Source organism: Leptolyngbya sp. BC1307, assembly GCF_002286735.1.
Lineage (GTDB): Bacteria > Cyanobacteriota > Cyanobacteriia > Phormidesmidales > Phormidesmidaceae > Phormidesmis.
This window is the reverse complement of sequence record NZ_NRTA01000073.1, coordinates 1-12,660: the sequence shown is the minus strand read 5'-3', so window position 1 is coordinate 12,660 and position 12,660 is coordinate 1. Positions and strand designations below refer to the sequence as shown.

Here is a 12,660-nt window from a genome sequence, read left to right as displayed (position 1 = left end):
TGGTTTTGATCGCTGGCGCATGCTGACCAGAAGGCTAAGAGGATGTGATTTATTTTACCACCCATAATCTGCCTGCTCTGTCAATGCGTAAGTCCTAGATCTCATGAAACATCTGTGGTTAAGGAAAAATTGCAGCGTGCTCAGGTAGGCATCACCCAGGCTCCGCCGCAGGAAAAAGTAATTGCGCAAGCGAGAGTTCAGGTTTTCCACCATAGAGCTGGCTCTCGGGGTCGTTTTGAGTGCCTCACTCACCGCTGCCATCAGCCCATGAAATTTGGTGGATAGCTGGCTATGTAGCTGATTCCACCGTTCCCAGTAAGCATTCGAGGTCTTATGTTTCCGATGCAGCAGACAGACATCGCGCACCCTCTGTAGCGGCAGTTCAAATTGCTCAGCGATCGCAGCCAGCTTTTGGCCCTGAACACCCGCAAAGGCCAGTAGCTGCTCGCGCTGATTGTGTAGTGCCTTTCTGAGCTTGCGAATCGTAGGATAGTGCTTGCCCTCGCGGCGTTGCAGTTCTGTGGCAATGAAGTCAAACAGTTCCTGTCGCCCTGACAGGGATGGGCCAGCCAGCGCCAGTACGTCATGGGAGAACCACTGCGATAGCGTATTAACGTCTCTGGCACGGGCGAGCAGCCCGGCTTCCCGGCGGTTTGCTTGTACCTGTTGGATGATCATTTTCTGCGTCACACTGTTGGTCATGCTAGCCTTGGCAATCTTTTGTTCTAGCTCGACCCGCTGGGTCGTAGCCCCTTGGGCTTGGCGAGCGAGACCACTGGCCACCTGCGAAAACTGTCGCTGGATATGAAACACATCGCCATGGCAGGGTGTGTCTGGCATCACTGCTGTCTGACCCGCTCTGAGACCACTACCGCCATCGGCAATCGTATAGTCGGGGTCAAAAAGTCGGGGTCAAAACCCTGTGCCATCGCCTCTAAGAGATACCAGCCCCAAGTGTCTTCGTCTCGATGTTCCACACCCTGTAACAAATAGCAGTAGGTTGACGCCGCATCGACACCCGTTAGCACGGGTTGCTTCGACTGGAAGATCTCATCGTGTAAGCCCACTTCAATCCCAGAGAGGTCTTGGCCTTGATTGAGCTCAGCCGCTCTTTCAGCCGTCGCTTCCAGACGATTGTGGACGGTACCAATGCTAATGGATGTATCGAATAGGTCGCGAAACAGCTCGACGACACCGCGATACGAACTGTGGCAGATTAGCACCAACCCCAGAATCAGTTGGTATAGCCAGCTCTTAGTCACCGGCAGATGAAATAGAACCTCATCATCCCCCCGAAAAGGCGAAAACGACTCATCGAGCGAGCGCTGCGCTTTGTCGCCCTGTTGATAGATGCACTTCCGGCTCACCTGATGCTTGTCGGCTATGTGGCTGACGGGTTCTGACCGGGAGAGCACCTGAATGCCAATATCTTTACGCACGTCGGGAGATAGGCTGGCGGCAACGGAAAGGGCTGGACTCATATTTGCGATGGCGACGCCCGCTGGAAGCGATCGCGGTGGAAGGAGGGGGGCAACCACTCAGCCTACCTGATTGCTCCCAAAGTGTGACCCCGAATTAAACCACGCCGAAGCAAGCAGCTTTTACGGGTTTTGAGACATGAGAGTCGGTTATGCACGAACCAGTACTACCGAGCAGAGGCTAGATCTACAAATTGACGCCTTGAAGCAGGCTGGGTGCGAGAAGGTTTTCACTGACCACGGTGTCAGCGGTAGTACTTCAGCTCGACTCGGTTTAGATGAGGCGCTAGAGTATGCTCGCAAAGGCGACACACTCGTTATCTGGAAACTAGTACAGTAATTGTCAAACAATGAAACGTTTTTAGAGCAGAGGCACTGTCTATCCAGGCATTCTGGCTCCCGCTATGTTGCATAGTTTATGATTTCCTGCACTAGATCGCCTGGGTCGCTCTCTCAGTTATGGTCTTTGAGTAGTCACTCTGGTTGTCTGCGGTTACTATGGTTGGATATGTTTGCAGTGGTATGGGTTCTGTTGATGTCGTCGCGATGACTGGAATTTGAATAATAAACTCGCTACCTTCACCTGCGATAGACTTGCAAGATAAGGTGCCATGATGGTTTTTAGTGATGATGGCATGACTAATAGAAAGGCCCATGCCTGTGCCTTTCCCGACAGGTTTAGTGGTGTAGAAAGTATCAAAAATACGGGTCTGAATTTCATTTGGAATGCCGATCCCAGTGTCGGCGATCGCAATCTCCACCCAATCGATATCTTCCTGGGTAAAACTAGAGGTGCGCAGGGTAATGTGCCCTTGATAACTGTTCTGATGCTTTTGAGCGGCTGCCTCAATCGCATCAATAGCGTTAGCCAAAAGGTTCATAAAGACCTGATTTAGCTGGCCTGGATAGCACTCTACAGTAGGCAGAGTTCCATATTTTCGCTCTAGTGTAATCGCTAACTGATCCGCTTTCTCTGCCAGCCGATGCTGCAAAATCAGCAGAGTGTTTTCTAAGCCTTCGTGAATATCAACTGACTTAAGGCCTTGTTCATCCGAGCGAGAAAAGTTGCGTAGTGAGAGGACAATTTGTCGAATGCGTTGGGTGCCCACTCGCATAGAACCTATAATTTTCGGTAAGTCTACTTTAATAAAATCGACATCGGCCGCTTCGATTTCAGCTTCTATGGCGGAGCATGGCTCAGGATACTGCGTTTGATAAGCCGAAACTAAGGTGAGTAAGCTGTTGGTGTATTCGCTGATCGGATTCAGATTAGCATGGATAAAGTTGACGGGGTTATTAATTTCGTGTGCGACGCCAGCAACGAGCTGACCCAGACTAGACATTTTTTCACCTTGCACTATCTGTACCTGAGCCGCTTGTAGCGCTTTTAGGGTGCGCTCTAGGGTGGCTGCTTTTTGCTGTAGCGTAGCTTCAGATTGTTGTAGTACCTGATGATTAACTTCGAGTTGGTATTTGGCTTGGCGCAGCCCTGTTTCGGCCACTTTTCGTCGATGGATGTATCGATTGACCAGTGTCAGTAGCGTGACCCAAGCTGCTGTCAATATCCAGAAGCTCACCATGCTAAAAAGACTGGACCAGGCAAGGCCTTTGCCGTAGCTATCTAGGCTAGTAGAAATTTTTGTGCTCAATCCTTCAGACCACTGCTGTATGCCGTTCCCATATATTTCTTTTTGGGCCTGATAATCCTGACTAAATAGGATGTCTATTGCCCGATCAGGCTGATTTTGATTGACGAAGTCGAACGCGTCGTTCTCCATGTCAACGAGTTTTAAGTTAGCATCGTTGATCTGTCTGGCATGGAGGGCATAGGTATCCGGCGCAAGTTCAATGGCTTGCTCAATGGCCTCTGTCAGTAAGGGCTCGTAAGTGTCGTAACGGTCTTTCCAAGAAAGGTCACCTGTTGCCGCCGCCATGCGGGCAGACATTGTCAGGACTTCATCGTAGTGACTGATGGTGCCATTGAGTTTTTGGAGCTGAAAATTAGTCGTGATGCCGTGCTGAAAGCCTGTCGATATTTTTGAAATGTTGAGGCTACCAATGGCTACTAGTATCAGGCTAATGATGACAGCAACCGTGAGTGCAGGCATCAAAATATTGTTAGCTGATAACCTCCTGAACTTAAGACGGAAATACTTCATGCGTGGGTTGAGTGAGCTGGTTTTCCCTGCTACCTTGAATAGGTTAAACGTAGAGTTCCCTACCAAGCTTTCGGAAGATACGTACCCTATTCGGCAGGGTCATTGGTATACCCCTACTCAAGGCAAGCTTTAGAGCAGGACGCTGTTTAGAAATCTCTAGGCCTTAACTGCACATCCAAGGCTTTGCCCAACCGAACTAACCTGCGCATAGCCAACCGTTGTCATAATCTTCACTAAAATGTCTCATAACATCTCAGACTCTTTGAGAAAAGGGCTTTTTGCATAACCCTCCGAAAAGGTATAGTTCACGCCGAGACATATGAGTCTCAGGCGGGAGTAATTGCCCGGTGAAGCAACTACTCTGCGTTTTTTGATGCTCTGAAGCAGCTGATAAGACTGACTTACAGCCATTTTTCGATTAATGATAGATAGGCTATGAGACTACCCCTGTTAAGGTGAACAAATGAACTATCGTTGATTTGCGGGCGTTTCAGCGATCGGTCTTCTGAAATCAGAAATTCATACCCACTGTCTGTTTTTCTTTTTAGAAAGATAGAAAGAGTCGAAGCCGCAAAGCCTCATTCTTTCGTTGGTCATCGCCCTAAATTATTGGTACAAACGGTCACCTTAACAGGGGTAGCTCCACCGGGTTGGCGGTGCAGGGACGTACCTCGTGCTCGGTGTCTTTGCCCAGTTCTTCCTCAACTGCCCGTGGATAGGAGGCCAAGCGTCAGTAATGCCCCGGTAGAGATAGCACCACATGCCTTTTACCCGAATGTACGTAAAAGTCCGAGGAAAGTGGAAATACCTCTATCCAGCAGTGGATTCAGCCGGTAATACCCTGGACTTCATGCTCAGCGCCAGGCGCGATGCCAAAGCGGCCAAACGCTTTCTCAAGAAGGTACTCAAGGGACACGCAAGAAAATAAGGTACCAGTTGCCATCTTTCCTATTGGTGCATTGCTTCGCGAATGCACCCTACAATGACCAAAGCTTCCGGTACTTTATTTAGACGCACATCCCCAACGCCTCTCACACGATTGAACCGAGAGTGATCACCGTCGATAAGAATGCGGCTTATCTGCCTGCGATTGAAGCACTGAAAGTAGACGAGTCCCTACCAAAAACGACAGAAACCAGGCAGAGCAAGTACGTTAAAACTGGGAACGGAGTCAGATGAAGTCATAGGTTTAACCTTCGATAACGTCACAACAAGAGGGCTCTATGCTCTGCGCTCGTTCTTGCTGATACGGTCTCTAGAGGAACCTGGCGATTTTTCGAGTTCTCAGAGGAATGGATAGAAGCGGTGAGCCGCGCTCAAAAGCGAACTATGGTGTAAACCATGAACAAGGGGATTGTGGTCTACCGCTCCTTCATTGAACATACAAGGGGACGTGCCAAAAACCCCTAAAGGGGATAAAGATCACGCAGCACACGAGCTGAAACTTACTCATCTCAATCTGGAACATCTCTTTTCGAGGGAAGAATGCAAAAAGTCTCTCAATTAGGATGGCATAGTAAGTCACTATATAGATAGTCTGTATTCAAACTAATTCTGCTATTTATGCCCTCTGCTGACGTAAAAGAACCTAAAGGCCAAGCGACTTTCATTCCGACGATGCGAGAGCTAGCTCGTACGTACCAAGCCTTCGCTAATTACTCAGATATCCACGTTCGCGAGCTAGGACTGACCCCACCCCAGTTCGATGTGATAGCGACGCTAGGTAATACAGAGGGAATGAGCATGAAAGCCCTAGCAGAGGCGACCCTGGTGACTAAGGGCACTCTTACAGGCATTGTGGATCGACTAGAGAAAAAAGGGTTTGTTCGCCGCGAAGTGCCCCCTGACAACCGCCGCAGCTTCACGGTCGTGCTGACGCCTGAAGGCGAGGCACTGTTTCAAAATACGTTTCCAAAGCAAATAGCCTATCTACAGCCACGTTTTGAGCAACTGACGCCCGCAGAACTCAAACAGTTACAGAGGCTGTTAAAAAAGCTGAGATCGCAGTTCTAGGATTCATTCTGTCGAAGTAACTCGCCAAGCTCCAAAATTAATGTTTGGATTCAAACATTAATATGCTATCTTTTAATTGTTCGTATTCAAACAGTATGGATTTAGACATATGAATCAACCTTCTGATCGAACGGCAACTGTAATGCTTCCTGTTGGAACCCATTGGCTCTGTACCTGCGGTCAGTAAAAGAACTTTCCTAGCTGCGACGGTGCGCATCAGGGTACTAACCAGCAGCCAATGGCGCTTGTTCTAGAAACCCCTAAGTCTGTTGAAGTATCAGCGTAAAGCCGATGCTTAAATTGTTGAGACTCTTTTTGCAAAAGAAAGGCCGCCCTGTGAAAGTTCATGAAGCCCAACCTCCTCCCAATACATCTGTTTTGCCAAACTCACTCCGCTCGCGTGTCGTGATTGTCGGTGCAGGATTTGCCGGACTGCAAGCGGCACAGCGGCTGGCTAACACAGCGTTTGACGTTGTTCTTTTAAACCGAGACAATTACCATACCTTTCAGCCTTTACTGCATCAGGTCGCTACCGCAGAACTTACGCCTAGTCAGATTGCCTGTCCCCTTCGGAAACTGTTAAGACGAGCGCGAAACATCAGCTTTCAGATGGTAGAGGTTACCAGCGTCGATCCCGTTGCTCAGATTGTGATGACGCAGCAAGGACAGCACCGCTATGACTTTCTAGTGATGGCAACAGGTAGCCGCGTTCCGCTAGAGCGCTTTCCGGGCGCAAAGGAATTTGGATTTCCACTGAAAACGATCTCTCAGGCAGTGGCGCTAAGAGACCAGGTGATACGTAGCTTCGAGCAGGCAACCTCTTTGCCTACGCTACCGCCCGGCCTACTCACCTTTAGCGTTGTAGGTGGAGGTGCCACAGGCGTAGAGCTTGCCGGAGCTTTGAAGGATTGGATTGAGCGATCGCTAGTGAAGGATTACCCGACGCTGAGCTGTCAGGATATCCATGTTGTGCTGTTGCAATCTGGAGACCGCCTGTTACCCGGCTTTAGTCCCAAGCTACAGACCTATGTCAGACGTCACTTGCAACAACTGGGTATTGAAGTCCACCTCTTTAGCCGCGTTCGTCAGGTGTCTTCTCAAGGTATTACGTTGACTGATGACAGCTTTGTGGCTTCTAAAACGGTGGTTTGGACAACCGGTGTCAGCAGCGATTCTCCTCCTTTGGAGATGCTTCGCCAAGTCCATCCAATCAGCAACGGCGAGTCTGTTTGTAAGATCTCACTGCTACCGACTCTCCAGGCAGCGGACTATCCTAATATCTACTTTATTGGCGATATCGCCAGTGTCCTACAGCCAAATCAGAGTTGGCCGCAGCTAGCCGCTGTTGCAGTTCAGCAAGGCAAAGCAGTTGCTCGTAGCTTGCTGCGCCAATCTGTCGGCAAAGTACCGCTTCCTTTTCGTTATCAGCACCGGGGCAGCATGGCTATTTTGAGCCGCTACGCTGCTGTGGTTCAGATCGGAAAGTTAGAGCTAACAGGGTTCATCGCTTGGATTATCTGGCTAGGTGTTCATCTAGCGCTACTACGCGGCCATCGTAGCAGTACGTTGCTGCAATGGTGGAATAGCCAAGGTCGGGGCGAGCGTAGCGCTCAGATGCTGCTAAGCCCAGTGGCTACAAATCCCTTTTTTTGACCGAATAGTTTGAATTAAGACAATCAGCTTGCAAACAATAGAACTTCACTCAATTCTTTAGGAGATACTCTCATGAAAGTTACTGTACGCGACCTCCCAAACGCTCAGGATACCAACTCACGCCAAAGGCATATTCGCCTAGCAAAGCCCACCATCGATCTCAACACGGCTCCCTATGCCGTTCTACTGCTGCGAGTCAGCTTAGGCGTTCTGTTTATCTCACATGGCCTGCTGAAGGTTTTCGTCTTTACGCTACCAGGCACTGCTCAGTTTTTTAGCAGCGTGGGGCTACCAGGGTTTATGGCTTATCCAGTTGCCTTTTTAGAAGTGTTTGGTGGTATCGCGCTACTGGCGGGATTTTATAGCCGCTGGGTGGCGATCGCACTATTCCCCATTCTTTTGGTAGCAACGCTTCAGGTGCATTGGGCCAACGGTTGGCTGTTCACTAACAAGAACGGTGGTTGGGAGTTTCCGGCTCTCTTCGGCATCGCTACGCTGGTGCAGTTTTTGCTAGGCGATGGGCCATATGCGCTCAGTACCCAACTAAGACAAAGGCAATAGGTTGCAGCAGGAGCAAATCGAGCCATGACAATTGCCACTTCTATACCTAGTCTATTCGTTTCCCATGGTGCGCCCGACTTACCCCTGTGTGAGTGCCCATCTCGCGAATTTCTCTCTCAATTAGGGCAGCAGCTACCCGATCCAGCAGCCATTCTAGTGATCTCTCCCCACTGGATGACCAGCGTACCGACGCTGAGCACCGCGCCACAGATGCGAGCCATTCACGACTTTGGAGGTTTCCCGCAGGCGCTTTATCAACTTCAGTACGATGCACCAGGACTTTCTATTGAGCTACATCAGGCGATCGCAGCGCAGCTTAAGGCAGCGCAACTGCCAATGGCTACAGATCCTGGTCGAGGGTTAGACCACGGCGCTTGGGTGCCCTTGCTGCTGATGTATCCTGACGCTCAAATCCCAGTGGCTCAGCTATCTCTTCCGGCTCATTGGCAACCGGAGCAGCTGACCCGTTTAGGGAAGGCACTAGCTGCGCTGCGAGCCGAAGGTGTACTGATTTTAGCGAGTGGCAGCGCTACTCACAATCTCTGGGCTTTTGGCGGGCGTACTTTAGGCTCGCCTGTGCCGGACTGGGTACAAGGCTTTGAACGGTGGCTGATAGAAACCGTAGAGCAAGGTGACATAGAGCGGTTGTTGTCCTATTTACAAGCGCCTTATGCCAAAGAGAACCATCCTACGCCCGAACATTTGTTGCCGATCTTTGTTGCCCTTGGGTCTAGCGGTAATAAACCTGGCAAGTTGCTTCACCGCAGCTATACCTACGGCATTTTCAGCATGGCGGCTTTCAGCTTCGCATCTGAGTAGTCAAGGGCGGCTACTTGAGAACAACATTTAAACAAATTAGCCTTTTATCAAGGAGACTCTTCAATGGCACTTGGACAATTGATTGATGGGAAATGGAGCGATGAATGGACAGAGCGCAATGACAGCGGCGAGTTCCAGCGGATGACGACGCAATTTCGTAGCCGGGTGAAGGCAGATGGATCTACAGCACTTGTTTCTGAACCAGGCCGTTACCACCTTTATATTTCTCTCGGATGCCCTTGGGCTCATCGTACTGCGCTTGTTTGGCAACTTAAGGGATTGCAGCAGGTTATCGGCCTTTCGATTGTAGATCCTGTTATCAGCGATCAAGGCTGGCGTTTTTCCAACTATCCCGGCTGTATTCCTGACTCGAACTACGGTCTTGACTATCTCTGGCAGCTTTACGTTAAAGCTCAGCCAGACTATAGCGGACGAGTGACGGTGCCAGTGCTATGGGATAAAAAAACGAAGGCTATTGTCAACAACGAGTCGCGACAGATTATCCAGATGCTCAATAGCGAGTTCGATACCTGGGCAGCGCATCCTGAGGTCGATTTCTATCCTGAAGCGTTGCGATCTCGTATCGACCAAACCTTAGATGCCATCTATGACCCTATCAACAATGGAGTGTACAAAGCAGGCTTTGCGAGTAGTCAATCTGCCTACGACCAAGCAGTCGCTGCTCTCTTTAACGCTTTAGACCGCCAGGAACAAGCACTCGGGCAATCTCGCTATCTCTGTGGGGACAACATCACCCTGGCCGATTGGTGCCTTTTTACCACATTGTTCCGCTTTGATCTGGCCTACTACGGTTTATTCAAGTGCAACCTCAAACGCTTAGTAGACTATCCCAACCTTTGGGCTTACTGCTGCGATTTATATCAGTGGCCAGGAGTCAGCCAAGTTTGTAGCACCGACCACATTAAGCGAATTTATTACGCTGGTTTGCTGGAGCTTAATCCCAGCGGCATTGTACCGACCGGGCCAGTCGTAGATTTTCGAGAGTCTACTACGCGACGGGCCAGCCAATTTTCCCAGCGCCAACTGAGTGTCACCTAGACCCGCTGATATCAATCTTCCCAACTCGTTTGGTATAGAAGCCAAGTGTCGCTTTTCAGTGCACTAAACCCATTACATCTAGAGGCAACTCACCCGTGAAACGTCAACTTCTTTCTGTTCTCCTTTTAACGGTTACAATGACTGCGATTCCTTCTATTGCTAAAGCTTCCAGCCTCAATCTGGGTGGAAATATTCAACAAACTCGTTTACAGAACCTGGATACTCATGGTTCGCTCATTTATTTAGTGGTTCCCAAAAATATGAAAACGCTATATGTAGCGTAAAACTGATTTAATTTTCCTCATGCTTGACTAAGCAGTCATATAGCAAGGAGAGCCATAGAGGTTTTCCTATGTATCAACGGACTGAAACCCTATTGCTTTCGTAGCATTTCTGAAACTCCAAATATTTTGAGCGAACCGTGAGTGGATAGTCGAAGCAAGGCGATTGAAAATATTCAAAAGGCTCGACTAGAACAGTTCAATAGGCTGAATAAAAATGTGGCTGACAGTAAAGGCGATCGGCTAGAGCAGCTTAGCAACCACACTACTGACGACATTCAACATTCAACCCTCAGCTTCTTGTGCCCCATCCAGCAGTTTCGCAGTCGGCGGCTGACTGCGCTTTATCCTATTCAACGTCGCTACAAAGCCATGCTCTACCAAACGTCGGCGGATGTTTTCCACCGTCTGGGGCCGACAGTCGAGGCTGCAGCTATCGACTGGTCTGTCCAGTTTGGCCCTTCGGCATCTGCCTTCAGCAAAATCTGCGCACGGCGAACCTTTTGGCTGCTACCATTCAACCACTTGATGACTTCGTGCAGTTCACTTTTCTCTGATTCACTCAATCGGACGATGTATCGTTTTTGCATAAAACCTTCGGTCGTTTTATCCAATCTCGCCCATTACAACACTCTTGACAACCCTCATTCTTAGTCTTGACGCTGCACTAGTGGGTCATTTGTCATGCGCATCGGCATGTAAATCGACGAAAATAGAGCTATAGCACTCAGTATCCTATACCAGGATAAGTCCTATGACACGTCGGCAAAAAGATCCCCTTCGCCCGCTCAGTGATGAAGAACGTGAAATGCTAAAGCGCCTAAGCCACGCTAGTCGAGAACCCGCTGTCCATGTTGTTCGTGCTCAGTTGCTATTAGCGGTTGCAGATGGAAAGAGCTACACAGCAGCAGCAGCGTCTGTAGGGCGTCGTTCAGGTGAGGCTGTCTCGCACTTAGTTGCGCGTTTCAATCAAGTCGGTTTAGTTGCGCTAGAACCGTTGCATAGCGGTGGCGCGCGTACTATCTATGATAGCGAGAAACGCCAACAGATTTTAGAGACGGTTGATCACCCCCCTGACGCGGATCAAGATGGCGCGCTCAGCTGGTCACTGAGTCTTCTACAGCGTCGTTTACGTCAGCAACCAGAATTCTCTCGTGTCAGTACTTATACCCTGTGGCAAGTGCTGCATGAAGCCAACTGGAGTTGGCAGTTGAGTCGCAGTTGGTGTAGTACAGGAAAAGTCAAACGCCGCCGCAAAAGTGGCATTGTGGAGGCGGTAGACCCGGATAGCGAAGCAAAAAAGCCTTGATTGAGCGAGCCTATCGCCTAGGTGAGCAATTAGGGCTATCTGTTTGGACAGAGGATGAAGCAGGCCCCTACCGAACACAGCCCTATCAGGGAAAGACTTGGCATCCGCAGGGTGAGCCACTCAAACAACCCCATGAATACTTCCCTAACGGGACTGCTAAGATTATTACCCTATTTCATCCCAGCAATGGTAATGTTCGAGTCAAGGGCGTCGAATCTACACCCAATCAGGTATTACATGGGTGGTTAGAAGATAGACTCTCTGAGATTGTTGCCGCGCTGCCACCCGCAATCCATCCCGATTCAGCGGAAAGCGATCGCCCATCCACCCACCCGGCTCAAAAACCGAACCAGGACAGATACGCACCTGCTATTCGGCACCCCGAGCAACGTGCAATCGACAATTCAACACTTGTACAGCCTTGGCTACGCAGAGCCCAATGATTGGAGCCGCCCCCTATCTACCGGTAGACCCGGCGAAGTCATGGCTATTTTGACTAAGCGAATAGGCACTGCGTAAAGGCTCTGCCCTCATTTTTGTTCTCTTCCTTAAAGTGAAAAGGGCTGAAGATGAGGGCTAGCCACGAAGTAACGTCATATCTGCATTGCATAATAACGCTGTCACAGTGAGTGGTAGCCCCTGATCAAGCAACAGTTTCATAGTGATCAGAGATTTCAATGATGCGATCATCCAAGTAAGATGAAGCAAAAATCAAGGCCTGTCGGATATCTTCATCCTCCAGCTCTGGAAATTCTCGATGCAATTCTTCTCGGTCAGGATAGGTGGCCAGTAGCTCAATTACTCGGCGAACCGTAAGGCGAAGGTTGCGAATACAGGGTTGCCCATTCATCCGTTTTGGATTACTGGTGATACGATTTAGTCTCGTCGAAGTAATTCCCATATTTCGCTACTACCTCAAATTCAGTAGGAATAAGCCGCGCCTATAGTATTATGAAATATACATACTGGGCGTTGCATGGATAGAAGATAGTTTTCTATGCTTAAAGTCAGCTTAAACAGGCAATCATGCTCATCACGTCACTACCGGCTTCAAACCGATTGGAATCCAATGGCATCGGCTCAAGATTCGCGAACTCGATAGCCGGATGTTTGAGTGTAAAGAACAACTCGACGAGGCGATTGTCGATGGTATGACTGGGCACAGCGCATGAGGTAGATATGAGCTAGACAGTCTTAATTAGATGTTAATGCACCAATGACAGAGTCTCAGCTGATTGACTGACAAAAGATGCGATTACATGAGCGAATCGCTTATCAGCAGGCAATTGTAGGCATTGAAAAGTAGTCAAAGGGAGCCAGCGTTCTAA

At 49.4% G+C, this 12,660-nt stretch carries 14 protein-coding genes and 2 pseudogenes; 10 read left to right on the top strand and 6 right to left on the bottom strand.

The features are described from left to right. Positions 1-54 precede the first annotated feature (54 nt). Complete coding sequence (locus CKL79_RS24020) at positions 55-840, bottom strand: hypothetical protein (protein WP_240519005.1); 786 nt, start codon at positions 838-840, stop codon at positions 55-57. Beyond that, entirely contained in the window at positions 840-1,538 is a 699-nt protein-coding gene (locus CKL79_RS23310; protein WP_170944142.1) for a hypothetical protein, read from the bottom strand. The genes CKL79_RS24020 and CKL79_RS23310 overlap by 1 nt, the downstream gene beginning before the upstream one ends. Positions 1,539-1,617: 79 nt before the next feature. Between CKL79_RS23310 and CKL79_RS20760 the strand changes: the two genes are divergently transcribed. After that, entirely contained in the window at positions 1,618-1,818 is a 201-nt protein-coding gene (locus CKL79_RS20760) for a recombinase family protein (protein WP_121971456.1), read from the top strand. A gap of 91 nt (positions 1,819-1,909) precedes the next feature. Here the strand turns inward: CKL79_RS20760 and CKL79_RS20755 are convergent, their stop codons facing one another. Both CKL79_RS20755 and CKL79_RS24455 read right to left on the bottom strand, forming a co-directional pair. Beyond that, entirely contained in the window at positions 1,910-3,586 is a 1,677-nt protein-coding gene (locus CKL79_RS20755) for an ATP-binding protein (protein WP_240519004.1), read from the bottom strand. A gap of 691 nt (positions 3,587-4,277) precedes the next feature. Beyond that, positions 4,278-4,420 (bottom strand): annotated as a pseudogene (locus CKL79_RS24455) (IS6 family transposase); the annotation flags it as partial. On the opposite strand from CKL79_RS24455, the pseudogene CKL79_RS20750 reads away from it, so the two are divergent. The 7 genes and pseudogenes from CKL79_RS20750 to CKL79_RS22950 all read left to right on the top strand — a co-directional run. Continuing rightward, positions 4,416-4,547, top strand: a pseudogene (locus CKL79_RS20750) (DDE-type integrase/transposase/recombinase); the annotation flags it as partial. The pseudogenes CKL79_RS24455 and CKL79_RS20750 sit on opposite strands and share 5 nt — an antisense overlap. Before the next feature lie 653 nt (positions 4,548-5,200). After that, entirely contained in the window at positions 5,201-5,650 is a 450-nt protein-coding gene (locus tag CKL79_RS20740) for a MarR family transcriptional regulator (RefSeq protein WP_121971454.1), read from the top strand. Between the two features lie 378 nt (positions 5,651-6,028). Further along, a complete protein-coding gene (locus CKL79_RS20735; protein WP_170944144.1) occupies positions 6,029-7,303 on the top strand; it encodes an NAD(P)/FAD-dependent oxidoreductase in 1,275 nt (424 codons plus the stop codon). Between the two features lie 72 nt (positions 7,304-7,375). After that, a complete protein-coding gene (locus tag CKL79_RS20730; RefSeq protein WP_121971452.1) occupies positions 7,376-7,864 on the top strand; it encodes a DoxX family protein in 489 nt (162 codons plus the stop codon). Between the two features lie 24 nt (positions 7,865-7,888). Continuing rightward, positions 7,889-8,683 carry a class III extradiol ring-cleavage dioxygenase gene (locus tag CKL79_RS20725; protein ID WP_121971451.1) on the top strand — a complete coding sequence of 265 codons (795 nt, stop codon included), beginning with the start codon at positions 7,889-7,891 and terminating at the stop codon, positions 8,681-8,683. Between the two features lie 63 nt (positions 8,684-8,746). Continuing rightward, positions 8,747-9,742, top strand: coding sequence for a glutathione S-transferase family protein (locus CKL79_RS20720; RefSeq protein ID WP_121971450.1), 996 nt, complete (start codon positions 8,747-8,749; stop codon positions 9,740-9,742). 95 nt (positions 9,743-9,837) lie between these two features. Further along, positions 9,838-10,026 (top strand): hypothetical protein, encoded by a 189-nt coding sequence (locus tag CKL79_RS22950; RefSeq protein ID WP_141242264.1) that lies wholly within the window; start codon positions 9,838-9,840, stop codon positions 10,024-10,026. A 374-nt stretch (positions 10,027-10,400) separates the two neighbouring features. On the opposite strand, the gene CKL79_RS20715 is transcribed toward CKL79_RS22950, so the two are convergent. After that, positions 10,401-10,613 carry a hypothetical protein gene (locus CKL79_RS20715; RefSeq protein ID WP_121971457.1) on the bottom strand — a complete coding sequence of 71 codons (213 nt, stop codon included), beginning with the start codon at positions 10,611-10,613 and terminating at the stop codon, positions 10,401-10,403. Positions 10,614-10,777: 164 nt separating this feature from the next. On the opposite strand from CKL79_RS20715, the gene CKL79_RS20710 reads away from it, so the two are divergent. Continuing rightward, positions 10,778-11,332, top strand: a complete 555-nt coding sequence (locus CKL79_RS20710; protein WP_121971449.1) for a helix-turn-helix domain-containing protein — start codon at positions 10,778-10,780, stop codon at positions 11,330-11,332. Beyond that, positions 11,329-11,775 (top strand): hypothetical protein, encoded by a 447-nt coding sequence (locus CKL79_RS23305; protein WP_170944143.1) that lies wholly within the window; start codon positions 11,329-11,331, stop codon positions 11,773-11,775. The genes CKL79_RS20710 and CKL79_RS23305 overlap by 4 nt, the downstream gene beginning before the upstream one ends. 200 nt (positions 11,776-11,975) lie before the next feature. Here the strand turns inward: CKL79_RS23305 and CKL79_RS20700 are convergent, their stop codons facing one another. Continuing rightward, complete coding sequence (locus CKL79_RS20700) at positions 11,976-12,233, bottom strand: DUF433 domain-containing protein (protein ID WP_121971447.1); 258 nt, start codon at positions 12,231-12,233, stop codon at positions 11,976-11,978. Between the last annotated feature and the right edge of the window lie 427 nt (positions 12,234-12,660).

What these genes read in the sequence shown, in the direction of transcription:
- CKL79_RS20755 (WP_240519004.1), bottom strand. Translation starts at nt 3,586, where the DNA reads ATGCCTGCACTCACGGTTGCTGTCATCATTAGCCTGATACTAGTAGCC.
- CKL79_RS20760 (WP_121971456.1), top strand. Translation starts at nt 1,618, where the DNA reads ATGAGAGTCGGTTATGCACGAACCAGTACTACCGAGCAGAGGCTAGAT.
- CKL79_RS20725 (WP_121971451.1), top strand. Translation starts at nt 7,889, where the DNA reads ATGACAATTGCCACTTCTATACCTAGTCTATTCGTTTCCCATGGTGCG.
- CKL79_RS20730 (WP_121971452.1), top strand. Translation starts at nt 7,376, where the DNA reads ATGAAAGTTACTGTACGCGACCTCCCAAACGCTCAGGATACCAACTCA.
- CKL79_RS24020 (WP_240519005.1), bottom strand. Translation starts at nt 840, where the DNA reads ATGCCAGACACACCCTGCCATGGCGATGTGTTTCATATCCAGCGACAG.
- CKL79_RS20710 (WP_121971449.1), top strand. Translation starts at nt 10,778, where the DNA reads ATGACACGTCGGCAAAAAGATCCCCTTCGCCCGCTCAGTGATGAAGAA.
- CKL79_RS20700 (WP_121971447.1), bottom strand. Translation starts at nt 12,233, where the DNA reads ATGGGAATTACTTCGACGAGACTAAATCGTATCACCAGTAATCCAAAA.
- CKL79_RS20720 (WP_121971450.1), top strand. Translation starts at nt 8,747, where the DNA reads ATGGCACTTGGACAATTGATTGATGGGAAATGGAGCGATGAATGGACA.
- CKL79_RS20740 (WP_121971454.1), top strand. Translation starts at nt 5,201, where the DNA reads ATGCCCTCTGCTGACGTAAAAGAACCTAAAGGCCAAGCGACTTTCATT.
- CKL79_RS20715 (WP_121971457.1), bottom strand. Translation starts at nt 10,613, where the DNA reads ATGCAAAAACGATACATCGTCCGATTGAGTGAATCAGAGAAAAGTGAA.